Below are 24,940 nucleotides of genomic sequence, written 5' to 3'. Positions count from 1 at the left end.
AAATAATGATGTTATATGTTAAAACTTAGGAATTTAACTAAAAATGTTATCCCGATTATTTTAGATAGAATTAAAAAGTTCTACATAACATGCTTCAGGCACCATTAGTAATTAATGGCATAACTTAGTGCAAAAGTACGACCTTCCGCTGGGATCGCTAACAATGAGTTGGCATTGGTCACTGCTGCTTGTTGGGCGAATACAGTTTTATATTGATTACCGCATAGATTATAAACACCAAAGTCCATACGGCCTTTCGCTACTGGAAAATGTGCTAATACATCCATAGTCGTATAACCTTTAATCTCTGCTGCACTGTTACTATCACTCAGTCCAGCTGCTTTTAACTCTAAGTCATCTTTATAGGCTTTGTCAGTTCCTTTGATTGCAAGCATTTGAGCACGTACACCATAGCCATCTTCATTATTCCATTCTGCAAACAATGTGCCTTTCACTGGTGATACTGCAAAAGCGTTTAACTCATGCCAGTTATTGGCCACATCCTTATACTGGCCTCTTGTGTAACCTAAAGTGCCACCCACCTTATAATTTTCCATAAATGGATAACTTACTGTTGCCTCCGCACCATAAACTCGCTGATCTGTGTCGACAACATTTACAGAACGATTCGAGTTAAATTGAACGACTCTATCAGAGTTATTATAGAAACCTGTTAAGCCCAAATTTAAGCCTGTGTCTTGATTTAAGCGCCAGCCTAGTTCATAGCTATTCACAGTGATTGGAGCGATACCAGACGTGGTTAAAGTATATGCTGCAACGTCACGCAATACGCGTTGTACATCTGGATAACTATAGCCTTGAGAGAAGTTAGCATAAATTTGTTGTACATCATTTAGCTTATAAACAGCACCTAGATTAAACAGAAATTTCTCTGAATCTGTAGAGTCTGCCGCCATTAATGTATATGGCTTACGTGCAGTTAAATAGCTGTCTGTGTCTGCCTGAACATATTGGTAACGTACCCCAGCTTGAATATTAAGCTGATCAGTTACGGCATAGTCCCCTTGTATAAAGGTACCAATATTCTGAATTTCAGTATCTGGTCCTGAGCCTTGTTTTTCTCCAGTTGGGATATAAACTAAACCATTATTGCTTGGCGTGTAGTAGTCTGCCCACTGATGGTCTTTTTCCCAATCATAGTCTAAGCCATAAGTTAGTTTTAAATCACGGTCAGCAACTACAAGAGCAGACTGTAAAGTTGAACGAATCCCAGCATAGTCCACATTAGATTGACTTTGCTTTACATTCACGCCATCTGCTGAATAGCCATAAGGTACAAAGCGAGACTTCTCATTTCGATAGTATGCTTCAACATTCAAAACTTGCCCTAAAAAATCCTGATTTTGGTACTGCGTATTAAAAGCATAACGTTCAGTAAAAGGCTGATTATCTAAGCTCCAACCTTTGACCGCTTTGTAAGATGGATCTGTTTTTGTGAGTAAATAAGAATAATCAGGCCCATATTCTGTATCTTGTTCATCTTTATAGTACTGAGCACCAAAACTTAAACTTTGGTTGTCAGTTAAATTAAAGTTTAAACGACCATTCACATCAATAGTATCGGTATCCATGGTGCTGCCCTGCCAAGGACTTAATGAAATACGATCCCCATTACCATCAAATTGGGAGCCTCGATTGGTATAGTCTAAGCCAAGAAAACCGTCGACTTTGTCATTTGCAAATGAAGCTGTTTGTCCCACTTGATAAGCTAGGCTGTCACCGCGGAAATTATCGGCAGATGTCACACCCAATTTGGTTTGAAAACTGACTGGTTCTGATTTATCGGCACGTTTGGTAATAATATTAATAATCCCGCCTGTCGCACCTGAACCATAAATACTGGTCGCACCAGAAACCACTTCAATGTGATCAATCATATTTGGGCTAATACTATTTAACTGACGTGACACATCACGTGAACCCGTTTGTGATACCCCATCAATCATTACAAGTACATTACGTCCACGCATAGTTTGACCATAATTACTACTCGTTCCACTGCTTGGTGCTAAAGATGGAACCAGTTGCGCCAAAACATCTGCAACTTTACGACCTGGGCCAGCCTGTTGCGCAATTTCATCAGCAGAAATGGTTTGGACAGTTCCTGCAATTTCGGAAATACTTTTAGGTGTACGTGTTGCTGTCATCACGATAGTTGGAAGTTTAGCTTCAGTATTTTGTGTTGTAGAGTCATTTGTTGCTGTGTCTTCAGCATACAGTTGGGTACAAATAGCTGCCGTAAGTAGACAAAGACTAAAGTGTGACAAGCGCATTTTTATTTCTCTTCTGTAAAATATTTTCGAGAATGATAATTATTATTATCTTTATTGTAAAACTTTTTATTATATTTTTAATGCAGTAAATTCTATCTTGAATACGAAAAAGCAGCCTTCTGTTCAAACAGGTGTTGATCGTCATACGCTAGCATTTCTATACTTACTTTCAATGAGCTCCAATACGATATAGGTCATATTGTCATGCAGCAGACACCTATTATGAATTTGGTTTTTAAAAACCCATTTTCGGAAAACTTTCTGTGAACTCATTTAGGAGCGAATTGAGCTAGGAATATAACGAATAATAGGCAAAGGGCTGCATCGAGAAACCAATCATTGGAAGAAATTTGGAGATTAAGAATTCCTCGGGGACAAGCTAACAATCATTAAACCTATAATATTTATATAATAAAATGAATTTTTCTTGACATTCACAGAAGATTTTTTGCTAGGAATACTTTTTAGCTATGTCATTAAACTACTTATTAACAAAAGTATTCTGCCTGACATAGCCCTCTTCAAATTATCTAAAATAACTGTTCTATAATTCAAATAAATTTGAGGAGGAGTAATTGGGGTTGGTTAAGATAATTGTTGTATTAGTCATCACGACCAAATTAAAACTAATAACATTCAGATCAACTTGAAAATTTTATCGCTATTGAGACTTTGGAAGAACATTTCAAAACCAGGACGAATATCTTCGCCATCAACAGTGATATATCTTAAATTTGAATGCAACATTGTACTGCAAGAGTTTTTATCTACAGTTGCCTGAATAGAGTATTCAGTACCGAATTGATCTTTGACAGTAACATTTTTCTTTAACATTTTTTCTATACCTATAATATTAATTCATTTAAAAAACAATATAATCAAATATTTAGTTAGGCAACTTTATAGTTAAATTTAAATAATTGATTTAAAGCGGTATAGAATGTTCTACCATCTAAATTTAAGTCCACTTCGATTCCAGACTGAAGCAGCACACGCTTACCCACCTCAATAGATTTCAAGCCGTCACGGGTATTTTGCATTTTATTTAGAGGAATTAACGAGACTATAATTTCAGTACCATTTGAAGATTTAGCAATTAAGGTATTAAGTTTTTTCAATTTTCACCAGTTTTTTTCATATATTCCAACAAGGAATAAATATTTAATTAATAATTTTTAGTCATTAAAAAAGCACTGTTCAGTGCTTTTTTATATTTAATGCTTCTTATAAAGCAACAATATTTACAGCATTTGGGCCTTTTTGACCTTGCTCTATGCTGAATGACACTTGTTGCCCTTCATGCAATGTTTTGAAGCCTGAACTAGCGATTTCGCGAAAGTGAGCAAAAACATCTGGACCAGATTCTTGTTGAATGAAACCAAAGCCTTTAGTTTCATTAAACCATTTAACTGTACCGGTAACTGTAGTAGACATAATATATCCTGCTGAATTTTAATAATTTTAGTCAAAAATAAATGACTAGATGTAACTTTGAAAATAATAAAAGTGGAGCTTAAGATCTGAAACAACGGAGGATTATGACTAAAACTGCGATACTTAAAGAAGATTTACTAAACATTACTTTTTTCTAGTTAGGTCAAGTATACATGAAAAAAATAAATATTCAAGTTATTTATAGCTATCATAAATTTTAATTATATTAGGTGTTTCCTGGAATAAATTGAAACGTCCTTAAAAATAGAAGTCGTAGCATCTAAAAAAGCCCTAGTCGTGTGCTGAGCCTTAGAATAGCTTGAACCAAAATATTGAGGCTAGAGGTGAAATTTCAAACGTTTCGCATGAGGTATACTATGGGTTCATTCTGGATAAATAAAATAGCCTTTAAATAAAGTTTTTTAGGATCAATAATGAATAATAAAGTTAGATTAATCTTTTTGCATCGCCCTACTCTCAAATTTGGGAGCATGTGTTGGCAATATGAACCCTACAGGCGGCAATGGTAGGCCTGATTATCCTTATTACATCACGACACAACCAATGATCGTGAAAAAGATCAATGTACCTATAGGCACAAAACTAGAATATGAAGAACAACATTTTAAATCAGGCCAACAAGATTCATTACTGAACGAAAGAAAACTCATCAGGATTTCCTTCCCAAAAGATCAATCCATGAATTGGGCTGGTGTACCCATTGGTTTTATTCACAAATATTTTAACTCAGAAATGAAAGGCTTCAGCGTTTATGCACGTTTCAACCAACTCTCGAGCAATAAGCAGACACGATTTTCTCAACTTTGGCAGAAATGTAGTGATGACTTAGGCATTCGTGTTAAAAATACGGATGATTGGACATTCAATCTCAATAATATCGCCGATATCGATAGTTGTAGTGTGAATTATCAACGATACTTTAAAGATAACGTCCAACAACAACATTATCTTGATCAGCTTTACCAAGAAATGCAAAAAGCAGGAACAGTGAAATAGCTCTTGGGTATTCAAATAATCACAACTATACAAAATCCTCCATACTTAAGATTTTTAATACTCACAAAGCACTGTTTTGATTTAACTTAAATAAAGATAAAGCGCCACACGACGCTCTATCTAGACTTATGGTGAGGATAATATATTAAATATGCATCGTTATGCCTAATTGGAAAGCTCTACCTGGTAAGGGTGCAATATATTTTAATGGAGAGTTTTGTGGCCGTGCATCTTCATCCAGCAAATTAGAACCATTGATAAAAAGATCAAAACTGGCGTTTTTCAACGTCATTTTTTTACGAATATCTAAATCAAGCAAATTGTATGCAGGCAATGGTACTTCCTCACCCACATTTTTACCTAGGTAACGAGGTTTGTCATAATAAATACTAGACAGCCGCGCTGACCAATTCTCTAATGTCCACTCAATATTTGCACCATAGCGGTTGGTTGGCATATTGGGCAAATAGATTCCATCATTGGCTAAACGTAAACGATCAGGATCTGTCGCTTTATTCTTGACCAAATCTGCAAAACCACCTACTTTTAAATCCCCAAAGTTGCCGAGGGAAAACATATGGTTCATATCCAACTCAAAACCATTCACTTTTGTATCGGTTTGCTTCCAATACTTCAGTGGTAAACGGTTCCGCATAGAAGCACCTGAGTGGGACAAATACAAATAGTCCTCAAAATCCATTTGGTACAATGAAACCGCAATATTGGTCGAGTCCCAATTCAGGGTAGTTGTAAACTCTAAACCCTGCATGACTTCTTTGTTGAGTTGTTGATTTCCTTCTTCTTGGGTCATGACTGAATAGTGAGGGTTGCTGGCATAGAGCTCATTGATTTCGGGTGCTCGTTCAGACTCACTGTACTGAAGTCTGAAACCTAAAGAGTCTGTAACTCTAAACTCCGATCCGATATAAAAACTATTCAGATCAAAGGACTTATCTTCAAGCGTACTATTTGAAGCATTACGCGCCAACTTAAAGCTCTGATCCTGAATCTCATGTTTCACTTTCTCGACACGATAACCAGCATCAAAAGAAATTTTATTGAAATCTAGTTTTTCCTGAATGAATATTGCATGAGAAACTGTATTCACATTCGGTAAATAACGTTCTAAACCTGAGCCCTTAACCTGTCTGGCATTTATAGACGTTCCTATTTCGCCAGTCAGGTTTTTATAAGGCATGTGTTCAAATAGCAACTCCGCAGTATCAGTATCAAATTTATACTCATTAGCTTTACTTGCACCAATGTACTCCCCAGATGTGCTTGAAAGTCTAGATGTGAACCGTACCGGGTTTGTCGGAGAGTCAATATTCTGAGAAACTATCCCGATGACAAAATTAAAATATACCCCTGAAATCAGAGAAAGAGCGGTTCAATTACTAATTGAATCTGAAAAAGATTATCCTTCTACTTGGGCAGCAATCACAGCTATTGCTCCTAAAATCGGTTGTACTCCTGAAACATTGCGTGTTTGGTATTTAAAGCATCTGGATCAACTAAATCCTGCCAAAGTACAACAGATATCTGACCAAGAAAAAATGAAGCAAATGGAACGTGAAATTAAAGAATTAAAACGTGCCAATGAAATTCTACGCAAAGCAGCCGCTTTTTTCGCCCAGGCGGAGCTCGACCGCCCACACAAATAATGGTGGATTTTATCCATAACAATAAAGATCGATATGGTGTTGAAGCGATTTGTAGAATTTTACCTATCGCACCTTCAACCTATTACCGGACTTTAGATCTCGCGGACAATCCAGAACATCGAGCGAAACGAGATTTACATGACTTGCATCATGCTGAACAAATTAAACGAATTTGGAAGGAAAGTTCAGGTCGATATGGTGTACGTAAAGTCTGGCAAAAATTAAAACGTGAAGGCTATATTATTGCACGCTGTACAGTTGCTCGATTGATGCAAAAGCTAGGTATACAAGGTGTTTGGCGTGGTAAGAATAAACAAACTACTCGTAACCGAGATGACCAAAAACGGGCAGATGATTTAGTGAAACGTAATTTTAATGCTGATCATCCAAACCAACTATGGGTGGGTGACTTTACGTATATTCAAACTCATTCAGGCTGGGTATATACCGCATTTGTTATTGATGTGTTCTCACGAGCAATTGTTGGATGGAAAGTATCTACACGGATGAATACAGATATGGTGCTCGATGCATTGGAGCAAGCATTGCACGATCGAGGTATGCCTAAGAATGTGATTCATCATTCAGATAGAGGTGTTCAATATCTTTCTATTCGCTATACCAATCGTTTAGAAGCTGCAAATTTACGAGCATCAGTCGGTACAACTGGTGATTCATACGATAATGCTCTGGCTGAAACGGTGAATGGCTTATACAAAACAGAGGTGATTGAATATTTAAAAGCAGATTGGCAAGGTTTAGCAGATGTACAACTTGCGACACTAAACTGGGTATATTGGTTCAATAAAAAGCGTGTACACAGTGCACTGGGTTATGTATCGCCTTTTGAGTTTGAAGCAATGTACTATGATAAGATTAACCCGTTAGGTCAGGTGGCCTAACTTAAATAAAAAAATCTCCGACAAACCCGGTACGGTTCAATGCTTTGATTTGCGTGTTTAAATCTTCGGTATGATCGATAACATAGTCAGCCCCTAAAGACTTAACCCATGCTTTAGTCTCTTCCCTAGATGCTGTAGCAATAACTTTTAAATTTGTCTTCGCTTTGAGTAATTGAATCGCAATAGACCCTACACCTCCAGCGCCTCCAATCACTAAAATATTATCAAATTTGTCTAAATCAACATTGAAACGATCAAATAACATTTCCCACGCCGTAATAGCAGTTAATGGCAGTGCAGCAGCTTCAGCATCACTCAGGCTTTGAGGTTTTAAGCTAACAATACGCTCATCGACTGCTTGATACTCAGCATTACTCCCATCCCGAGTTAAATCACCCGCATACCAGACCTGATCACCGACTTTAAAGTGTTGCACGCCAGAACCGACTTCAACAATCTCACCCACTGCATCCCATCCTAAGATACGTGTATTGCCTGCTGCGACAGGATTTCGTCTAACCTTAGTATCGACAGGGTTAACCGAGATCGCTTTGACTCTAACCAACAAATCCCGATCTTTTAAGCTCGGCATCGCTTTTTCAATATCTACCAGTGGATTTTGAAATCCATGATCCATACCATCAATATAAGAAATAGCCTTCATTCACTTGTCCTCTTGTTTTGTTATTTGAGTTTACTTAATATTCTTTTTTGAGTTATACAGACAAATTCGTCTTATAGTTACCAAAAGGATACTATTGAAATGGGTAAGCTAAAACATTCGCGTTTTGATTGCACACCAGGATGTTCTGTTGAAGCTGCCATAGGCTTACTTGATGGTAAATGGAAGAGTATTATCTTATGGCATTTATTAGAAGATGATGTTTTAAGGTTTAATGAACTGAGAAAGAAAATTCCAAATGTCACTCAAAAAATGCTCACTAGACAATTACGTGAACTTGAAGAGGATCAACTGATTCTACGAAAGGTTTATGCCGTTGTTCCTCCTAAAGTAGAATACCGATTATCAACACTAGGCACTTCTTTAGCCCCTATTTTGGTTGCATTAAAACAATGGGGGGATAAAAATATTGGTTTATTTGGAAAACCCATTATGCCTTTAGAATCAGAATAAGACTTAAACCTGTTTTACGTCACTTACAACTCTGATGTTTTCTAGAAATACTGTGCTTTCACTGCTTACACACCATTCCAGTAACTTGTATAAAAGCACGTTCTTAGAAACCGCTATGTATAAAATTAACCAGCCATAAAAAAAGCCTAATCTGTGAAGACTAGGCTATAAACTTTGAATCTTTTTCGTTGGTAGCGGGAGCTGGATTTGAACCAACGACCTTCGGGTTATGAGCCCGACGAGCTACCAGACTGCTCCATCCCGCATCAACGAGTTAGCTTTATACGCCCTTAACACCTGCAAAGCAAACTTTATTTGTAATATAAGCAGTTATTACATAAGCAGCATACAAAATACTAGTGTTTAACCAATGCTTGCTTCAGTGATAAAAGCAGGATGTGAGGCTCTATAGACGCTTAATCTTGTTTTTTCACTGTCTAAAAATGACTTAGGCTCTTCAGACCATATTGATTTCCTAGAATCAAGACCCGAATGATTTAAAGCCCAATCAGAAACGGTACTATAAACAAAAGTATTATCAGCGAAAACTAATTTTGTCTTCCTTCCCACACTACTTATAAGAACTTTATGTGTAGGTAATGATCCAAATGTACTAATTTGGGTGTAAATGTATTTATAGGTTTCAGACATAGAAAAAAGTACTTAAATGACAGCGCTACTATACCATTTAAACTCTTGAAAAAGCCCACCATTTGGCGAGCTTTTTCTTACTGATCTTTATCCATGGAATGTGGCGTTGTAGTTTTATCCTGCTCTTTCGTATCTGTATCTCTTTTTTGGCATGCCGTTAATCCCAGCATTAAAACTAAACTTACTATTGCAAATATTTTCATCATTTTTGCCTAGCACGATTTAAAAATATAACTTATCAAAATCTAAAGATTTCAATGTTTAATTTATGAAACAACCTCATTCTCTTTCTTTACAGATGAGGTACTTAGCGATTTAAAGCTTTATGTGCCCAATGAATGAATTTTTCCTTTTCATGGAAATGTGGAATATTTAATAAATGAATATGAGTAACCTCACCGAAATTACCTGAAATTTTATTCGGGGCCAAAACAACAAAATCCCTCTTATCCCCTACATGTAACTCCCTAAAGAATTCCATAACTTTAAAATGAAGATTTAGAGCAGTGAATCCTTCTCTTTCAATTAGAAAGTCATAGATTTGGCTGAGTACATGTAATTCAAATTTTTTGTTCATGATCTTTTATTCTCATAATTATTTTAACAATCGGTATAATTTAACCTAATTTTATTTTTTGTTAAAGCAGATAAAAAACCCAGCCTTTGGAGAATCAATAGAGCTGGGTTAATGAAACATCATTGTCAAATTTTATTTTATTCTTGAAATTGATTCTAACGCACAAACCCAATAAATGCAAATAATTCTCAATTACAATGCAGTGATTTCAAATATCCCATGCCTAAAGATACATACAATTATCTACATCACCTATCAAACAGTGGGCTTACGATATAGATTAAGCAAAGAGAGTACGGGTATTGGCAGGTAGTTACCATTCACAGACACCTCTCCCCCATCTTTTCTGTGCTGTTCCCAGTATTCAATTAATAGTAAAGCAGCTTGTTTAATGGCAGATGGATATTCCGATCCAAAATTATCTGTAATAGATCTCTTTCATAAATCAAAAAATGACCACCTTTTTGATTGATATTTTCACTCTAATTTTCTTAGCATTCGTGCATAATCTGCGGATGAAATACATCAATTCAAAGAAGCTTTCTGAAACACAGTTTAAGCGATATACGGGCATCTCATGGTCAACCTTTTATTTAATGGTTGAGCAATTGCAGAAGCATGTTCCAGCTAAAGGCAGACAGCCCAAGTTAAGCCTGGAGGATCAGGTTCTGCTCTGTCTGAGCTATTGGCGGGAATACCGAACCTTATTTCACGTTGCGACGAGTTACGGGGTTTCAGAGCCCACAGCCTCACGAATTGTACGTCATGTTGAAGACTGCCTGATTCGCTCCAATCTTTTTAATTTACCCAAAGATTTGCCCGAAGGTGAAGGCATAGACTGGAATGTTGTGATCGTAGATGCCACAGAAATTCCAATCCAAAGGCCTAAAAAAACAGAAGAAAAGCTATAGCGGCAAGAAAAAGACCCATACCTTCAAAGTACAGGCCATGATTCACTACAAGACTCAGCAAATACTGAGTTTATGTAGCAGTCGCGGTGCTGTACATGATTTCGAGCTATTTAAAAGAAACATAAAGCTGATTCCTTCAGAAGCCTTTGTTCTTGCAGATAAAGGCTATCAGGGAATTTATGCATTGTATCCGAATAGCCTGTTGCCATTAAAAGCAAAAAGACGTTGTAAATTGGATCCTGAACTAAAAATCTATAATCAGGAAATCAATAAAAGAAGAATAGGTATTGAGCATGTATTTGGCAGCCTGAAAACCTTCAAGATCCTTGCCGAACGTTATCGAAATAGAGGGAAAATACTCGGTTTGAGATTCAATTTAATTGCTGGAATCTATAACTTGGAGCTGAGTAAAAAATGATTTATGAAAGAAGTCTAATATAATTTTTAATTATAGCGTCAGCAGCAACAATAAAGCTTTTTAATGAAACATCATTGCTATCATCGGCATAGTGTAAGTGGCGCTTCACTTCATGTAATTTAACAATACTCATAGATCACTCCATTTTTCCGAGTCAGCTTTTACACTTTCATCACTAAACTCGTTCCTAGAGTCTTTTACGGTGTCATAGCAAATATCACAATTTCACCTCATTCATATTCTTATATTGATTACTTGGCATTGAAATCCCTTTATCTAGGGATTTTTCTACTATTCTTAATAAGTCCTTCAAAAGATTTCTTATAGATCAATTAATATTTGTTCATATATTTTTTAAATAAGCCATTCACCGCTTAAAGATAGTGAGCGTACGACTCCTTAACAACTGAGTAGTAAATAAGCTGCCATTAAAAAACCCGCTAACTGAAGCGGGTTTTTTAATTCACAATATTCTTAGATTACTGTGATAGAGCTTGCTTGAGGGCCTTTCTTGCCAGCTACAATCGTAAACTGAACACGTTGACCTTCATTCAACACTTTGAAACCGTTTGATTGGATTTCGCTAAAGTGTGCAAAAACGTCTTCTCCAGTATCGCTAGAAATAAAACCAAAGCCTTTAGTTTCATTAAACCACTTAACGGTACCAGTTGTAATGTTTGACATAAATATTCTCTTAAATTTTGAAAAATATAAGAATTAATCTTTTAAATCATATACATCGGATAAACCGCAGAGTTGAATCAATTGCGAAATAACTTTAGTAAATACAATAAAATAAATAATTCTAATACACTATCACTATAAGCTTTTTAGCGTGCAATAGATAGACCTTAACATATTATTTTATTGCTACCACCCAACCTCACATGAAATGCTTTTTTATCCATATTGATAAGAAAATCTTCACTAAAAGCGAATAAAGCTTATTTGCCCGCTTCTAGCTAATTTTTCTTTCCTAAAATCAACTCAACTTGATGGGTGACATCCCATATTTTCATTTCTGCATGTCGCCAAAAATTAAAGACTTGATCGCCCTTAACATACTTTTGCTTGATATAGCTCGATGATTTATTTTGATCTATCTCTTTTGCATTAAATCGCATCTTATTTAAAATCACTACTTGACCATCCAAGTCACCACCAATACAGATATTCATATTGTTCTACCTGCTAAGTAACAATTAAACTATAGCACAAATAAGGAAGCCTACTCTTTGATAAGCTTTTGAACCGTACCGGGTTTGTCGGAGATTTTTTTATTTAAGTTAGGCCACCTGACCTAACGGGTTAATCTTATCATAGTACATTGCTTCAAACTCAAAAGGCGATACATAACCCAGTGCACTGTGTACACGCTTTTTATTGAACCAATATACCCAGTTTAGTGTCGCAAGTTGTACATCTGCTAAACCTTGCCAATCTGCTTTTAAATATTCAATCACCTCTGTTTTGTATAAGCCATTCACCGTTTCAGCCAGAGCATTATCGTATGAATCACCAGTTGTACCGACTGATGCTCGTAAATTTGCAGCTTCTAAACGATTGGTATAGCGAATAGAAAGATATTGAACACCTCTATCTGAATGATGAATCACATTCTTAGGCATACCTCGATCGTGCAATGCTTGCTCCAATGCATCGAGCACCATATCTGTATTCATCCGTGTAGATACTTTCCATCCAACAATTGCTCGTGAGAACACATCAATAACAAATGCGGTATATACCCAGCCTGAATGAGTTTGAATATACGTAAAGTCACCCACCCATAGTTGGTTTGGATGATCAGCATTAAAATTACGTTTCACTAAATCATCTGCCCGTTTTTGGTCATCTCGGTTACGAGTAGTTTGTTTATTCTTACCACGCCAAACACCTTGTATACCTAGCTTTTGCATCAATCGAGCAACTGTACAGCGTGCAATAATATAGCCTTCACGTTTTAATTTTTGCCAGACTTTACGTACACCATATCGACCTGAACTTTCCTTCCAAATTCGTTTAATTTGTTCAGCATGATGCAAGTCATGTAAATCTCGTTTCGCTCGATGTTCTGGATTGTCCGCGAGATCTAAAGTCCGGTAATAGGTTGAAGGTGCGATAGGTAAAATTCTACAAATCGCTTCAACACCATATCGATCTTTATTGTTATGGATAAAATCCACCATTATTTGTGTGGGCGGTCGAGCTCCGCCTGGGCGAAAAAAGCGGCTGCTTTGCGTAGAATTTCATTGGCACGTTTTAATTCTTTAATTTCACGTTCCATTTGCTTCATTTTTTCTTGGTCAGATATCTGTTGTACTTTGGCAGGATTTAGTTGATCCAGATGCTTTAAATACCAAACACGCAATGTTTCAGGAGTACAACCGATTTTAGGAGCAATAGCTGTGATTGCTGCCCAAGTAGAAGGATAATCTTTTTCAGATTCAATTAGTAATTGAACCGCTCTTTCTCTGATTTCAGGGGTATATTTTAATTTTGTCATCGGGATAGTTTCTCAGAATATTGACTCTCCGACAAACCCGGTACGGTTCATTTTGAGGCTTGTTATCGAGCCTTTGGCTGTACTCCATAACTCTTATTCATAGTTCATCGAAAATTAGAAACATCGTTTGATACCTTTGCAAGACGGTCACGTCCAAGGATGACTTGTAATGACAAAGTAAGGTCTATCCTATCTCTCAAGTATGTGAAGTTTTACTGTGCTATGAAAAAGCCACTTATAAAGTGGCTTTTTCTATTAGGAATTAGATGCTCTTTTAAAGTTGTCATCATTACTACAGTAATCCAAGCAATCTTTTAAAATGCCTACGGCTCTATATATGTGTTCAGGTTTATCTAAAAAAACTTGACCGTTATTTTGCACTTCCAATCCTGCCCGCTCTAACTCTTTTTTTCGATAGTCATCAATTGCTACTGCAAACTGAATGGTTGGTCTCTTACGATTTACATCATATCTAAATAACCAGCGATTATTTTTATTCTGAAACAGCACGCTAAAATAGCTTTCTGTGTCTTTAGCCACCAATTCAACTTCTGGAAAGAGCTCTGTCACAATACGACTTAACTCCTGTTCATCAACAGTAGTCACAATTCTTTCATTTTCAGAGTTAACAATGTCAGATAGTGTTGAGCTTTCGGGTACAATCTCAATAGTCTCCTCTACTTTTTGTTCAACTGGCTGGGCAGTAATAATTGTAGGCGAAGATAGTCCTTTAACAACGGTATCACTAATTGACTGCTCAACAGCTTGTTTTACAAAAGGCTGAATTGACTCTAAAAATTTAGTGTTTAATTGACGAGGAATACTTGCTTGTTGAGCCACATAGCGAACAAAATCAATATCAACTTCATTAATACTTCTTTTTATTACAGTTTTAAACTGCTGGATATATTGATTTTCTTCAGCAAAAAAGCGTAGCTTTTCTACATGAAAATTATCATGTTTAAACTCAGCTAGCTGTGTCAAATCCTCGGCTTTATTCTTCGTAAAATCAACTGTTAAAAATGGCTTATCATCCATCACATTTGGATTAATTAAATCAGTAAAAAATCTCCATTCTTTACCATTTGTGATCGTGCCAATCGTCACCCCTAAACTACTATTAAAATATCTAGATAGCTGCGGAGCATGATTCGTTAAATTAGCAACATAAGGTTTTGCTTCAATAAACATTACAGGTTGCCCATTACAGTAAAGGGCATAATCAACTCTTTCTGTAGATTTCACACCTGGAAAATCAGCTGCAAATTCTGCAAGCACCTTGGTCGGGTCATAAGGGCTAAAACCTAAAATATCTAATAGAGGAAGGATTAAAGCCTGCTTAGTTGTTTCTTCTGTAGTACAGTGGCCCCCTACTTTTTTCACATGCTCAATATGGCTTCTTAGTCTATTAATAAAATTTTCCATATTCCCCTCATTATTATTACAAGTATATTTTTTGATCTAATTTTAGATCTTAACCCTTTTACTTTATTTTTCAAATATTAATTTAAATTTGTTTTTAGAATCTCATTACAGTCTATTCGTTGGACTATTTTCTGTTTGATTTATTAAAAAAAGAAGTTCAAAAAATGGAAGAATCATAAGTTAAGTTCTCCTCAATCTATTACACTAATTTTGCGCCATCCGTCATAATAAAACAGATAACAGGCTGAATAACATTCATTATTCTTAATAATCGAACCCACCTGCCATCGGAACAACAATCAAATGATTTGACAGTTGATACCGACCAATATACATATAAATTCATCACTTTTTCGACCGACATAGTATACTGCACCTGCTGTTTCGGCTCACCTTTTATCATGTGTTCTCTGTTTATGAATAAAAAGCTGTTTCTTTCTTCTGGTTTAAAAACACTAAGTGTCTTGGCCATATCTATAGGCTTAACCGCCTGCGGTGATCGTTCATGGTGGACAGATGATGAGCCTAAGCTCAATGCTGAACAAATCGCACGCATCATTCCCGGACGCGTAAATGACCGCCGTTCATGGGCTGAAGATATTTACGATATTTCAGAGCAGTTTGGTATTCCGCAAAATAAAGAGAATATGTGTTCGATCATTGCCGTGGTTGATCAAGAGTCTAACTTTGTTGCAGACCCACAAGTTTACGGTTTAGGTGAAAAAGCGGTTAAAGAAGTCCAAGATCGCTTAGATGAAAAATTTAAAGATAAGCTCGGCGATGCCATTGGTGGCACCATTGCAGGCTATTTCCAACAGGTTTTAAAAGAGCAGCCAAGCCCTGAAGATAACTATTTAAGCCAAATGCGCCGCGTTAAAACAGAACGTGAACTGGATGAACTGTACCGTGAAATTTTTGACTATATGTCAAAGCACTATCACGTCAGTGCACTCACAGGTGCAGCCAAACTTGTGGGTCAAGACGTGGGCGAAAAAATGAACCCAATTACTACATTGGGTTCAATGCAAGTGCATATCGGTTATGCCAAAGACAATAAACGCGAAGGTGGCAGCATGGCTGGCCTACGTACCGACCTTTATAGCCAATATGGTGGTCTGTACTACGGCATCCACCGACTGATGATGTACCCTGCTGACTATGACAAACCGCTTTACCGTTTTGCTGACTATAACTCGGGTATGTACTCAAGTCGAAATGCAGCTTTCCAAAGTATGTTAAATGACTTAACTGAAGCTGAACTTGATTTAGACGGTGACTTGTTGCTTTATGGCAAAGATGGCTCACCTAAATCTGCAAAGAGTCAATCAGAGCGTGAACTCATCAGCGTTTTTGCTCAGCACAATATTTTGGTTACTCCACGTCAAATTCGCTCTGACCTGAAAAAAGAGAAAGAGAAGAAATTTGAAGATACAGCAACCTATCGCGCTGTGGCTAAGCTTTATCAAGAAGTCACTAAAAAAGAACCTTTCTATGCCATGATGCCAGAAGTCGTCATTTCTGGTCCGAAGCTCAGCCGTGACTATAATACCAACTGGTTTGCCACTCGTGTCAATGGACGTTATCAAACATGCATGCAACGTGCAAAGCGCATAAAAATCTAGCCTTATTTGACTTTGATGGCACCCTGTATGACAAAGATAGTTTTACGGGGTTCATCTTCTATGTACACTCGAAACGGCATATTGCCCTACAAGGCTTAAAAGTTCTGCCTTATATTCAAAGTTATTATTTAGGTTTTTATCCTGCGCATGATATGCGCTCTAAACTCTTCCATGCGATGTTTAAGCAAGCTGAAGTCAGCGAAATTGACGCTTATGCAAAACGCTATGCAGAACTCTTAATCAAAGGACTTAACCCAGCACTTTATAGCCAACTAAAGCAACACCAAAGTTTGGGCGATGATGTGGTTTTGGTCTCTGCTTCAATTGATATCTATTTAAAATATGTGTGTGAAATACTCTCAATTGATCTGATCTGTACCCAAGTTGAACAAGACCGGCAACGCTATACAGGGCGCTATCTGACTGCTGACTGTAGCTGTGACTACAAAGCGCAACGTATCCAAGAAAAATATGAGCTGGATAGTTATCATGCCGTTTATGCTTATGGAAATAGCATTGAAGATAAACAAATGTTGTCTTTGGCTGATTTTAGCTATTTGGTAGGGACAGATTTAAGTCTTCCTGACTTGTCAAATACATCAAATCAGCGCCAAATAAGCTAATTATTAAGTATAGGTTAATAATTAGCCATATTGAATTTTTAAAAATATTTATTATTAAAATTCAGTGTGTTTTATTTACCAAAAAATATATTTATGATAAATTTTGCCTAATAAAAATATTTTGAGAACCATTCCACTTAAATTATAAAAAGGCATCAGTATGGAACAGTTATCTCCACCCAAGTATGTCAAAGGTCTTTCGATCAAATTCGGTGAAAGTCCCTTTGTATTATTGGCGCAGTTCGCTTTTAATGCTTCAAAACAAAAATGGTTAAAACACGAAATTGAACATGTGCTCAATATCGCCAAACAAGGTGATTACCATCATCTGGTAAAGACATTACGTCAATTTAGTAAATAACAAAAAAAGCCACTTCAAATGAAGTGGCTTTTTTACTTACTTTTTAAAGGGAAACGCATATTTCACAATACGTTTGATGACGCTACCATACTGTTTTACTAGACTGGCATTGTTATAGTTAATGCCATACTTTTCACACACCGCTTGTACTTTCGGTGCCATTTTACGGTAACGACGCGCAGGTACATCTGGATATAAGTGATGCTCAATTTGATGACTTAAGTGCCCTGTCAAAATATGGAATGCTTCTGAACCGGTTAAATTCGACGAACCACGAATTTGGCGCATGTACCAGTGACCACGGCTTTCATTTTCCAGTACTTTTTTCGGGAAAACTTCGACATCTTTGGTGAAGTGACCACAGAAAATTACACTAAATGTCCACATATTACGGATACCATTTGCAACCAAATTCCCTGTAAAGACAGGCAACGCCGCAGGTCCTGCAATGAGTGGGAAAAACACATAATCTTTAAACAATTGTTTACCAATTTTGCGCTGCATAGGTTTCCATTCGGCTAAAGTCTGCGCTTTGCTTTTACGCCCCTTGAAGTATTTGCCTAATTCCAAGTTTTGGATCGCAACGCCCCATTGGAACAACAAACAAAATGGAATGCTATAAATCGGTTGTAATAAAAAGCCCGGTTTCCAACGTTGTTCAGGGAATAATCGAAGCAGACCATAGCCAATGTCATCATCCATTCCTTTAATGTTGGTATAGGTATGATGCTTGTAGTTATGGGTCTGACGCCAATTGTCTGCTGTACCTACGATGTCCCACTCATAGTTTTGACCATTAAACTTAGGGTCGTTCATCCAGTCATATTGACCGTGCATCACGTTATGACCTAATTCCATGTTTTCCATAATCTTGGCAAAACTCAGCAAGCCCGTGCCCAACACCCATGCAGGTGGGAACCAACCTGCAAATAAACATGCACGACCTGCAATAGATGCATAACGCACCGCTGCATAGACACGACGAATATATTGCGCATCTTTCTCGCCAATATCATCCAGTACTTCTTGCTTAATGGCATCTAGCTCACGTGCAAGTTCATCTAACTCAAATGTCGTTAACTCACGATTCTTCGGGTTTTTAAAATATTCAACTTTAACAGGCATATTCATTGTATTTATTCCCCTTATAAATCAACAATAAGATCGGTTTGTGCCGTATTAACACAAATTTTTAGAAAATTTCCAGGCTCAGAATTTTGTGCACCATTAACCAAGTTTTTAGTCGAACCTTCGACTTTGTTACAGGCACATTTATTACAGATTCCCATACGGCAGCCATGCTGAGGCTTCACATTTTGCTGTTCCAAACTTGCAAGAATGGATTGACCTTTTGGAATGCTTAAAATCTTCTTCGACTTTGTTAAGGTAATATTCACAAAACCAACATCATCATTTGCAAAGGGGCTCATGCTAAACGCTTCAGTTTTTAAGGTGTTGGCATGAGCGAAAAGCTGCTCAACCGTAGCCACAAACCCTGAAGGGCCGCATGCATATACCGTTGCATTTTCAATATGATCCAGTCTAGACACATGGTTTTGATTTAAACGCTCACCTTCATCTGACTCTTGGGTATAAAACATGCTAAATGTGAAGTTTGAATATTGTGTTGCCAACTGCTCAAAATATACTTTGAATGCAGCATCAGTATGCTTTTTCACCCAATACATCAAATGTACAGGCTGCTTTTTAAGCTTAGCGGTCTTTTCTAAACGTTTCAGTAAACTCAGCATGGGGGTAATACCACTGCCCGCAGCGAGTAAAATTAACTGTTGATCATTTACAGTCAATTGCATATCGCCATAAGGCTGACCGAACTCCAAAACATCGCCGATTTGAGCCTGCTCACAAAGCCAATGACTTGCCTTACCTTGGTCTACCATTTTTACATTCAGTAAGACATGTTGCACATCAATCTGGGTCAAACTATAGGTACGTTCATAACGTACGCCTTGAACCACGACATATACAGGATGGTGTTGTCCCGCTTGGCCCATTTGAAAGTGACGGTTGGTTTGCAGCGTCAAACTCACCATATCGTGTGCAACTTGCTCTTTTTTTACCACTTTACCCAAAGCTTGGTGTATCGACCAAAGTGGGTTGATTTTTTGAAGCCAAAAGTTAGCTGTGTGTCGGTCTATAACACTCTCAGCATACTCAGTTAAAGAAGATTTAGTTTTTTCAAGGATCTGCATAGTAAAGGACCACGCCATAGATTTTGAATTATTATACACATGTATATATATTTGTATATATACTCTGATTGTTTCGTTTCGTTTCACAATGCCGACCAGTGGGGCTATAATGAACCGATTGATTTAATTACTTGATAAATATGACACCGACCACCATTCAAACCCATACAACCAACACAGAGCATGAAGCTTCAAAAAAACATGCACCAGTGCTTGCACGTAGTGTTGGTCGAAAAGCAACGATTACAAAAGATGAACTGTTTCAAGCTGCTTTAAATTTGATTGGTCCTGAAAAAAGTATTGCATCCCTGAGCTTGCGTGAAGTCGCACGTGAAGCAGGCATTGCGCCGAATAGTTTTTATCGTCATTTTAAAGATACCGATGAACTTGCTATTGAATTGATTGAACGTGCAGGTGTTGTGCTACGCCAAATTTTGCATGAAGCACGGATTAAGGCCATTCTCCAAGAAAGTATTATTCGTAGCTCAGTCGAAGTTTTTATTGAACAACTAGATGCGGATGACGGCAACTTAAGCCTGCTATTACGCGAAGCATATACGGGTTCAGCATCTTATAAAAATGCGGTCGAAAGACAGTTGAATTATTTCCAGCAAGAGCTCAAAGACGATTTAATTCGTTTAGAACGTTTAAATAATAGTAAACTCTTCCACCCTGAATTGGTGTCCATGGCAATCACCCAATTGGTCTTCAATATGGGTGCCAAAGTGATTGATATGCCAAGTGTAGAGCGTAAAAAAATGGCTGAACAAACCATGATCATGATTCGCATGATTTTGGAAGGTTCACGCCATTTGGATGAAGCGATGATTCGCTAATCTGTGATTACACCCAACAGATTCGCTGAAATATCTTCTTATTTGTTTCGCTGTTGCTCTTTAATGAGCTGGTGCACAAATTCTGCGATCTGTTTCGGTTGTTCTAGCGGAAACATATGCCCACCTTCAAGCACACTATAGTCGATCGCATAGGTTTTTTTCATCCCTTGGGGTAAACCTTGCTTATAGAAATGGCTATCTTTTGCAGTCAACACATGAATCGGCATAGCAGGTGCTTTGCGTGGGGTACGCCACCACCATGCAGGCACTGTCCTGAAGATCTCAGCTTCAGTATGTTTGGGAATGGTTAACGTCACCCCATTTCGAGTCGGATCACTTTTTAAACCACACGCTATAAAGTCCGCAAAACACTGTTCATCAAAATCTTTAAAAATACGATTCGGTCTAAGCGCCTGACTGGCCTGCTCAATACTTTCCCAATGATCACGACGTTTGACGGTCACCGCAGCTGGGGTAAGTTTTTCAATGGACTTTGATCCCAGCTTTTGTAACGCTTCAAATAAAAAGGCCTTGGAACCAATCACAAACGGTGGATCCATGATAATCACTTGAGAAAACAACTGTGGTTTTTTATAAGCCGCCATAAGCGTAAGTAAAGAACCAAAAGAATGCCCTAAACCAATCACTTGTTGCCGTGGAAACTGCTGCTCAATATCTGAAATAACTTGGTCCACCAACGCTTCCCAACGGTATTCCACAGGATAGTGCGGATCTAGACCAATCATCGGGATCGCTTTGACATCAAAATCTTTATTTAAAAATTGGAAAAATTTTTGATAGCTGCCCGAGGGAATGCCGTTTGCATGGGTAAAGTGTAAGGCTGGTTTGCTCATGTCATTCAAATCTATTTTTATAGCCTATTTACCATAATCTTTTTTTAATCCAAACGAAATGGCGCAGGATGAATCCTAAGTCATGAACTTTGATCACTTCCGCCAATTTTTAAAAATATTCTGGGATTGATCTGAGATCACTTTGTAGAAACAGTTAAGTTCTGATTAGCTAAAAAAGTAGCGCCACAGTTGGTTTTGTCTCCTGCAATCACCACAGCACGCCCCAAGACCGTTGTACTCTGATCTGCTGCAATCGCAGAAACCACCATTCGACACTTTGGACAAAAGTGCTTCATTCCATTTAAATGCACAGCAATGCCATTGATCACAAAACTATTTTCACACTCAGTGACTATGCCACCATGTGTTGTTTTTGAACCCATTGCTACTAGAGCTTTAGACATAATTTATTGTTCGATACATTAGAGTTTTAATGGCGAAAATTCTAGCATAAGCAAGCGCTTAAAATTTCAATGAATTACTTTTCAAATACAACTTAGACATCCCTTTTTTAAGGATCCATTAAAAAAGCACCCGAAGGTGCTTTTCATACAGCAATTCCAATTATGGTTTAACCACAACCATCACTTGAATTGCTTCTGGTGTAACCGATAGGCCATCGAGCAAACCAAGACCTTCTTTTTGCAGTTTTTGTAGGCACGAAATTTCATCTTCACGAATACTCGGATTAAACTGCTTTAAGTAAGTCAGACGGTCAATTTCGTATTGCCACTTACTACCGTAGACTTCTTTCGCTTGTTGCACAAAGCTTGGTAAAGCTGCACGTGCAAGCTCTAATGCTTGTACATAACGCTGTTCAATCACTTCACGGCGTGCTTTCACGACTTGACGACAGCTATTACCATCCAAATGATGCAAGTACGGTTTTAAGATTTCAGGCGCAATTTTCTGCGACAGGTCTTGACCCTTTTCACTCAACAAAACGCGAACCAGCTGCTGCGGTAAGCTTGAAGGCAAATTCAATGCTTTCGGTGCAACCACATCGACCTTAAACCACACCTCTAGCAACACCGAACCTTGTGGTAAAGCAGCTGACTTCAACACTGCAACGTTGGTACTACCAAAACCTTGAGTGTTGATCATTTCCATCACACTTTCAGTAAATGGATGTTCAAGGGTTAAATACTGAGCATCTTCACGTATCTGAGCTTGATCGCGGTAGAAAGTCGCAGTCATACCTTCTTCGTCAAAGGTTAGGCCTTGAACTTGCATTTGATCGGTTGGTTTAATGATGACTGTACCGTTGCTTTGTTCGTCAAAATCAATGTTTGTCGACGCCATAAAACGCTTCATAAACATTGGCAAAGTGGTGTTGTCATCATAAGACTCAAGCGCTTGCACAATTTCTTGCGCCACAATTGGACGACAAGAGTTATATTCAAGCAAACGGTCACGACCTGATTGCAACTCTGCTTCTAAGGCTTCACGTTGTACGCTGACCGCTTCGAGTAAGTCATCAAACTGCTGACCTTTATCTGTCAGTAAACAATCTTTCAATTCAACAATAAAGTTTTCTTGTAAAGTTTGCGCCGTTGGCGAGATATTACTGAAAATATTTAATGCTTCGTTATACCAACGGAACATACGTTCTTGCGCTGTACCAATCAAATACGGCACATGAATTTGAATCCGATTTTCTTGACCAATACGGTCTAAACGGCCAATACGTTGTTCAAGTACATCAGGGTTTGCAGGCAAATCAAATAAAATCAGATCTGATGCAAACTGGAAGTTACGACCTTCAGAACCAATTTCAGAGCACAGTAAAATTTGTGCACCATAAGATTCTTCAGCAAAGTAAGCCGACGCTTGGTCACGCTCAAGTAAACTCATGCCTTCATGGAACATTGCAGTACGAATACCCGCATGTAAACGGAGTACGTTTTCAAGCGCTTCAACTACGGGACCACTACGTGCAATAAGCAACACTTTTTTGTGTTTTAAGTCTGTACGTAGTTTTTCCATGAGCCACATGACACGTGGGTCAGCTTCCATCCACGCACCGTCAAGCTGCGCTTCTTCTGGCCACATTTGTTCACGCAATTTACCATCTTTAGACCAGTTTTCTGGTGCAGGCAAAGGTGCAGGCTGACAGTCACGACCTGGGAAACCTTGAATGGCCTCACGGGTGTTACGGAACAAAATACGCCCTGTACCATGACGGTCTAAAAGCTCATGAATGGCACGGAAACGTTGTTCGGGTGCATCTTCAATGCGATGCCCTAGCAAACCTTCCAATGCAGCCAAATGCCCTTCTTCAAGTGGCATATCTGACATCAGTACTTCAGCAATTTTTGCAGTTTGTTGATACTGGGTTTCTTCATCCAAGAAACGATCCAGCGAACTAAAACGCTGTGGGTCAAGTAAACGTAAACGCGCAAAGTGACTTTCCACACCCAGCTGTTCTGGGGTTGCCGTTAACAGTAAAACACCTGAAGTTTTTTCTGCTAACTCTTCGATCAAGTCATAGCGGTCATTACCACCGTCTTCTTCATTCCACATCAAGTGATGTGCTTCATCGACCACCAACAGATCGAAACCAGCTTCTAGGGCTTGTTCACGCAAGTCATCATGATCAATCATCAAATCGATTGACGCAATAATGCATTGTTCAGTCAGGAATGGATTCAGTTCAGGATCATGTTCTTTGATTGAAGCCGTACGGGTTAAATCAAATAATGAGAAGTTCAAATTGAAACGACGACGCATTTCAATCATCCACTGATATTGCAGTGAATCGGGTACCAAAATTAGGATGCGTTCTGAACGGCCCGTTTTAAGCTGTTGATGGATGATCAATCCAGCTTCAATGGTTTTACCTAAGCCGACTTCATCAGCTAAAAGGACACGGGGTGCAAAACGTTGACCCACTTCGTGTGCAATATACAGCTGATGAGGAATCAGACCGACACGTGAACCAACCATACCACGCAGTGGACTCGACTTCATATTGGCTTGCATCAGCATCGCTTCAATACGTAAGTCGTACCATTCTTTATAGTCAATTTGGCTTGCCAATAAGCGATCAAGCGGTTTAGACAGCTGAATTTGAGCGCCAATGCGAGTCTCATTCAGTGATTTACGTTCTTCCGTGCCATCTTCTAAGCGACGAACAACGTTATAACGCACCACACCATGACGGTCTTCATGTGATTCAACCGTCCACTTGGTGCCTTCTTGATCTTGTAATTCATCGTTCACGTTAAAAATGATACGTGATAAAGGTGCATTATTCCGTGCATATACACGTGTTTCATCACTTTTAGGGAATAAGATGCTGACAGATCGCTCATCTACATCAATAAGAACTCCTAGACCTAGTTCCGTTTCAGTATCTGATAACCAACGTTGACCAATAGCAAACTGCTGCAATTTTTCCACCTTTATCTACAAGTTAGGACTGCAAATTTAATGCTCAAACATTGTTTAATATTTGAGCAAAATTATACACCTTTAAGCAATATATTTTGACATAA

At 38.0% G+C, this 24,940-nt stretch carries 27 protein-coding genes, 1 tRNA gene, 1 pseudogene and 2 other annotated features; of the genes and pseudogenes, 9 read left to right on the top strand and 20 right to left on the bottom strand.

Annotated elements, in window-relative coordinates; translation table 11 throughout:
- Positions 1–104: 104 nt before the first annotated feature.
- From AC4CVD_RS06720 to AC4CVD_RS06705, 4 genes are all read right to left on the bottom strand, one after another.
- Positions 105–2,294 carry a TonB-dependent receptor gene (locus tag AC4CVD_RS06720; RefSeq protein ID WP_490752539.1) on the bottom strand — a complete coding sequence of 730 codons (2,190 nt, stop codon included), beginning with the start codon at positions 2,292–2,294 and terminating at the stop codon, positions 105–107.
- A gap of 636 nt (positions 2,295–2,930) precedes the next feature.
- On the bottom strand, positions 2,931–3,128 hold the full coding sequence (locus tag AC4CVD_RS06715; RefSeq protein WP_005399626.1) for a hypothetical protein: 198 nt from the start codon (positions 3,126–3,128) through the stop codon (positions 2,931–2,933).
- A 56-nt stretch (positions 3,129–3,184) separates the two neighbouring features.
- Entirely contained in the window at positions 3,185–3,412 is a 228-nt protein-coding gene (locus AC4CVD_RS06710) for a hypothetical protein (protein ID WP_004980159.1), read from the bottom strand.
- 106 nt (positions 3,413–3,518) lie between these two features.
- Positions 3,519–3,728 carry a cold-shock protein gene (locus tag AC4CVD_RS06705; RefSeq protein ID WP_004693506.1) on the bottom strand — a complete coding sequence of 70 codons (210 nt, stop codon included), beginning with the start codon at positions 3,726–3,728 and terminating at the stop codon, positions 3,519–3,521.
- A gap of 504 nt (positions 3,729–4,232) precedes the next feature.
- Between AC4CVD_RS06705 and AC4CVD_RS06700 the strand changes: the two genes are divergently transcribed.
- Complete coding sequence (locus tag AC4CVD_RS06700) at positions 4,233–4,745, top strand: hypothetical protein (protein ID WP_005399627.1); 513 nt, start codon at positions 4,233–4,235, stop codon at positions 4,743–4,745.
- Positions 4,746–4,890: 145 nt separating this feature from the next.
- On the opposite strand, the gene AC4CVD_RS06695 is transcribed toward AC4CVD_RS06700, so the two are convergent.
- Positions 4,891–6,072: a TonB-dependent receptor gene (locus AC4CVD_RS06695; protein ID WP_490753496.1), complete on the bottom strand. Its 1,182-nt coding sequence runs from the start codon at positions 6,070–6,072 to the stop codon at positions 4,891–4,893.
- Between the two features lie 19 nt (positions 6,073–6,091).
- On the opposite strand from AC4CVD_RS06695, the gene AC4CVD_RS06690 reads away from it, so the two are divergent.
- Positions 6,092–7,311, top strand: a protein-coding gene (locus AC4CVD_RS06690) for an IS3-like element ISAba19 family transposase (RefSeq protein WP_490752243.1) whose coding sequence is annotated in 2 segments (ribosomal slippage) — positions 6,092–6,368 and positions 6,368–7,311 — 1,221 coding nt in all. Because the reading frame shifts where the segments join, the coding sequence is not laid out codon by codon here.
- Positions 6,367–6,483, top strand: a sequence feature (AL1L pseudoknot). It overlaps the preceding gene by 117 nt.
- 37 nt (positions 7,312–7,348) lie before the next feature.
- Here AC4CVD_RS06690 and AC4CVD_RS06685 read toward each other — a convergent pair.
- A pseudogene (locus AC4CVD_RS06685) lies at positions 7,349–7,975 on the bottom strand (zinc-binding alcohol dehydrogenase family protein); the annotation flags it as partial.
- A 99-nt stretch (positions 7,976–8,074) separates the two neighbouring features.
- Here AC4CVD_RS06685 and AC4CVD_RS06680 point away from each other — a divergent pair.
- Positions 8,075–8,446: a winged helix-turn-helix transcriptional regulator gene (locus AC4CVD_RS06680; protein ID WP_004693511.1), complete on the top strand. Its 372-nt coding sequence runs from the start codon at positions 8,075–8,077 to the stop codon at positions 8,444–8,446.
- A 189-nt stretch (positions 8,447–8,635) separates the two neighbouring features.
- Here AC4CVD_RS06680 and AC4CVD_RS06675 read toward each other — a convergent pair.
- The 4 genes from AC4CVD_RS06675 to AC4CVD_RS06660 all read right to left on the bottom strand — a co-directional run bounded on the left by AC4CVD_RS06675 (position 8,636) and on the right by AC4CVD_RS06660 (position 9,674).
- Positions 8,636–8,712: transfer RNA gene (locus AC4CVD_RS06675), tRNA-Met, on the bottom strand.
- Positions 8,713–8,809: 97 nt separating this feature from the next.
- Positions 8,810–9,097 (bottom strand): hypothetical protein, encoded by a 288-nt coding sequence (locus tag AC4CVD_RS06670; RefSeq protein WP_125273367.1) that lies wholly within the window; start codon positions 9,095–9,097, stop codon positions 8,810–8,812.
- Positions 9,098–9,174: 77 nt separating this feature from the next.
- Positions 9,175–9,300, bottom strand: a complete 126-nt coding sequence (locus AC4CVD_RS06665) for a hypothetical protein (protein ID WP_017397253.1) — start codon at positions 9,298–9,300, stop codon at positions 9,175–9,177.
- A gap of 104 nt (positions 9,301–9,404) precedes the next feature.
- Positions 9,405–9,674 (bottom strand): hypothetical protein, encoded by a 270-nt coding sequence (locus tag AC4CVD_RS06660; protein ID WP_087014309.1) that lies wholly within the window; start codon positions 9,672–9,674, stop codon positions 9,405–9,407.
- A gap of 515 nt (positions 9,675–10,189) precedes the next feature.
- Here AC4CVD_RS06660 and AC4CVD_RS06655 point away from each other — a divergent pair.
- Positions 10,190–10,585, top strand: a complete 396-nt coding sequence (locus AC4CVD_RS06655; protein ID WP_078390473.1) for a transposase family protein — start codon at positions 10,190–10,192, stop codon at positions 10,583–10,585.
- Positions 10,533–11,003 carry a transposase family protein gene (locus AC4CVD_RS06650; RefSeq protein ID WP_490752535.1) on the top strand — a complete coding sequence of 157 codons (471 nt, stop codon included), beginning with the start codon at positions 10,533–10,535 and terminating at the stop codon, positions 11,001–11,003. The genes AC4CVD_RS06655 and AC4CVD_RS06650 overlap by 53 nt, the downstream gene beginning before the upstream one ends.
- Before the next feature lies 1 nt (position 11,004).
- Here the strand turns inward: AC4CVD_RS06650 and AC4CVD_RS06645 are convergent, their stop codons facing one another.
- From AC4CVD_RS06645 to AC4CVD_RS06625, 5 genes are all read right to left on the bottom strand, one after another.
- Positions 11,005–11,136, bottom strand: a complete 132-nt coding sequence (locus AC4CVD_RS06645) for a head-tail connector protein (RefSeq protein ID WP_490752533.1) — start codon at positions 11,134–11,136, stop codon at positions 11,005–11,007.
- 341 nt (positions 11,137–11,477) lie between these two features.
- Complete coding sequence (locus AC4CVD_RS06640) at positions 11,478–11,687, bottom strand: cold-shock protein (RefSeq protein ID WP_004693516.1); 210 nt, start codon at positions 11,685–11,687, stop codon at positions 11,478–11,480.
- A 278-nt stretch (positions 11,688–11,965) separates the two neighbouring features.
- Positions 11,966–12,181 (bottom strand): hypothetical protein, encoded by a 216-nt coding sequence (locus tag AC4CVD_RS06635; protein ID WP_004693517.1) that lies wholly within the window; start codon positions 12,179–12,181, stop codon positions 11,966–11,968.
- Between the two features lie 108 nt (positions 12,182–12,289).
- Positions 12,290–13,509, bottom strand: a protein-coding gene (locus AC4CVD_RS06630) for an IS3-like element ISAba19 family transposase (protein WP_490752243.1) whose coding sequence is annotated in 2 segments (ribosomal slippage) — positions 12,290–13,233 and positions 13,233–13,509 — 1,221 coding nt in all. Because the reading frame shifts where the segments join, the coding sequence is not laid out codon by codon here.
- Positions 13,118–13,234: a sequence feature (AL1L pseudoknot), on the bottom strand. Its footprint overlaps the gene before it by 117 nt.
- Before the next feature lie 255 nt (positions 13,510–13,764).
- On the bottom strand, positions 13,765–14,934 hold the full coding sequence (locus AC4CVD_RS06625) for a type I restriction endonuclease (protein WP_490752532.1): 1,170 nt from the start codon (positions 14,932–14,934) through the stop codon (positions 13,765–13,767).
- Between the two features lie 416 nt (positions 14,935–15,350).
- Here AC4CVD_RS06625 and AC4CVD_RS06620 point away from each other — a divergent pair, with 416 nt between their 5' ends.
- From AC4CVD_RS06620 to AC4CVD_RS06610, 3 genes are all read left to right on the top strand, one after another.
- On the top strand, positions 15,351–16,556 hold the full coding sequence (locus AC4CVD_RS06620) for a DUF1615 family protein (RefSeq protein ID WP_490752530.1): 1,206 nt from the start codon (positions 15,351–15,353) through the stop codon (positions 16,554–16,556).
- On the top strand, positions 16,523–17,179 hold the full coding sequence (locus tag AC4CVD_RS06615; protein ID WP_078389685.1) for an HAD-IB family hydrolase: 657 nt from the start codon (positions 16,523–16,525) through the stop codon (positions 17,177–17,179). Before AC4CVD_RS06620 ends, AC4CVD_RS06615 begins: the two co-directional genes overlap by 34 nt.
- Positions 17,180–17,339: 160 nt before the next feature.
- A complete protein-coding gene (locus tag AC4CVD_RS06610) occupies positions 17,340–17,540 on the top strand; it encodes a hypothetical protein (protein ID WP_004693524.1) in 201 nt (66 codons plus the stop codon).
- A 36-nt stretch (positions 17,541–17,576) separates the two neighbouring features.
- On the opposite strand, the gene AC4CVD_RS06605 is transcribed toward AC4CVD_RS06610, so the two are convergent.
- Positions 17,577–18,671: a fatty acid desaturase family protein gene (locus tag AC4CVD_RS06605; RefSeq protein ID WP_078389684.1), complete on the bottom strand. Its 1,095-nt coding sequence runs from the start codon at positions 18,669–18,671 to the stop codon at positions 17,577–17,579.
- 14 nt (positions 18,672–18,685) lie between these two features.
- The gene (locus AC4CVD_RS06600) at positions 18,686–19,753 is read right to left on the bottom strand and encodes a ferredoxin reductase (protein ID WP_490752527.1); all 1,068 of its coding nucleotides are present in this window, start codon (positions 19,751–19,753) and stop codon (positions 18,686–18,688) included.
- 140 nt (positions 19,754–19,893) lie between these two features.
- On the opposite strand from AC4CVD_RS06600, the gene fabR reads away from it, so the two are divergent.
- The gene (gene fabR, locus AC4CVD_RS06595; RefSeq protein ID WP_490753495.1) at positions 19,894–20,589 is read left to right on the top strand and encodes an HTH-type transcriptional repressor FabR; all 696 of its coding nucleotides are present in this window, start codon (positions 19,894–19,896) and stop codon (positions 20,587–20,589) included.
- 38 nt (positions 20,590–20,627) lie between these two features.
- On the opposite strand, the gene AC4CVD_RS06590 is transcribed toward fabR, so the two are convergent.
- The 3 genes from AC4CVD_RS06590 to rapA form a co-directional block, all read right to left on the bottom strand.
- Positions 20,628–21,443 carry an alpha/beta fold hydrolase gene (locus tag AC4CVD_RS06590; RefSeq protein ID WP_490752525.1) on the bottom strand — a complete coding sequence of 272 codons (816 nt, stop codon included), beginning with the start codon at positions 21,441–21,443 and terminating at the stop codon, positions 20,628–20,630.
- Between the two features lie 137 nt (positions 21,444–21,580).
- Entirely contained in the window at positions 21,581–21,847 is a 267-nt protein-coding gene (locus tag AC4CVD_RS06585) for a PAAR domain-containing protein (protein WP_490752523.1), read from the bottom strand.
- Between the two features lie 160 nt (positions 21,848–22,007).
- The gene (gene rapA, locus AC4CVD_RS06580) at positions 22,008–24,845 is read right to left on the bottom strand and encodes an RNA polymerase-associated protein RapA (protein WP_490752521.1); all 2,838 of its coding nucleotides are present in this window, start codon (positions 24,843–24,845) and stop codon (positions 22,008–22,010) included.
- Positions 24,846–24,940 lie beyond the last annotated feature (95 nt).

Source organism: Acinetobacter sp. LipI_23 (assembly GCF_058243045.1).
This window is presented reverse-complemented; position numbering and strand designations above follow the sequence as displayed.

Coding starts and splice junctions, on each gene's coding strand:
- AC4CVD_RS06720 (WP_490752539.1), bottom strand. CDS start 2,294: ATGCGCTTGTCACACTTTAGTCTTTGTCTACTTACGGCAGCTATTTGT.
- AC4CVD_RS06715 (WP_005399626.1), bottom strand. CDS start 3,128: ATGTTAAAGAAAAATGTTACTGTCAAAGATCAATTCGGTACTGAATAC.
- AC4CVD_RS06705 (WP_004693506.1), bottom strand. CDS start 3,728: ATGTCTACTACAGTTACCGGTACAGTTAAATGGTTTAATGAAACTAAA.
- AC4CVD_RS06700 (WP_005399627.1), top strand. CDS start 4,233: ATGAACCCTACAGGCGGCAATGGTAGGCCTGATTATCCTTATTACATC.
- AC4CVD_RS06680 (WP_004693511.1), top strand. CDS start 8,075: ATGGGTAAGCTAAAACATTCGCGTTTTGATTGCACACCAGGATGTTCT.
- AC4CVD_RS06670 (WP_125273367.1), bottom strand. CDS start 9,097: ATGTCTGAAACCTATAAATACATTTACACCCAAATTAGTACATTTGGA.
- AC4CVD_RS06665 (WP_017397253.1), bottom strand. CDS start 9,300: ATGAAAATATTTGCAATAGTAAGTTTAGTTTTAATGCTGGGATTAACG.
- AC4CVD_RS06660 (WP_087014309.1), bottom strand. CDS start 9,674: ATGAACAAAAAATTTGAATTACATGTACTCAGCCAAATCTATGACTTT.
- AC4CVD_RS06655 (WP_078390473.1), top strand. CDS start 10,190: ATGAAATACATCAATTCAAAGAAGCTTTCTGAAACACAGTTTAAGCGA.
- AC4CVD_RS06650 (WP_490752535.1), top strand. CDS start 10,533: ATGCCACAGAAATTCCAATCCAAAGGCCTAAAAAAACAGAAGAAAAGC.
- AC4CVD_RS06645 (WP_490752533.1), bottom strand. CDS start 11,136: ATGAGTATTGTTAAATTACATGAAGTGAAGCGCCACTTACACTATGCC.
- AC4CVD_RS06640 (WP_004693516.1), bottom strand. CDS start 11,687: ATGTCAAACATTACAACTGGTACCGTTAAGTGGTTTAATGAAACTAAA.
- AC4CVD_RS06635 (WP_004693517.1), bottom strand. CDS start 12,181: ATGAATATCTGTATTGGTGGTGACTTGGATGGTCAAGTAGTGATTTTA.
- AC4CVD_RS06625 (WP_490752532.1), bottom strand. CDS start 14,934: ATGGAAAATTTTATTAATAGACTAAGAAGCCATATTGAGCATGTGAAA.
- AC4CVD_RS06620 (WP_490752530.1), top strand. CDS start 15,351: ATGAATAAAAAGCTGTTTCTTTCTTCTGGTTTAAAAACACTAAGTGTC.
- AC4CVD_RS06615 (WP_078389685.1), top strand. CDS start 16,523: ATGCATGCAACGTGCAAAGCGCATAAAAATCTAGCCTTATTTGACTTT.
- AC4CVD_RS06610 (WP_004693524.1), top strand. CDS start 17,340: ATGGAACAGTTATCTCCACCCAAGTATGTCAAAGGTCTTTCGATCAAA.
- AC4CVD_RS06605 (WP_078389684.1), bottom strand. CDS start 18,671: ATGAATATGCCTGTTAAAGTTGAATATTTTAAAAACCCGAAGAATCGT.
- AC4CVD_RS06600 (WP_490752527.1), bottom strand. CDS start 19,753: ATGCAGATCCTTGAAAAAACTAAATCTTCTTTAACTGAGTATGCTGAG.
- fabR (WP_490753495.1), top strand. CDS start 19,894: ATGACACCGACCACCATTCAAACCCATACAACCAACACAGAGCATGAA.
- AC4CVD_RS06590 (WP_490752525.1), bottom strand. CDS start 21,443: ATGAGCAAACCAGCCTTACACTTTACCCATGCAAACGGCATTCCCTCG.
- AC4CVD_RS06585 (WP_490752523.1), bottom strand. CDS start 21,847: ATGTCTAAAGCTCTAGTAGCAATGGGTTCAAAAACAACACATGGTGGC.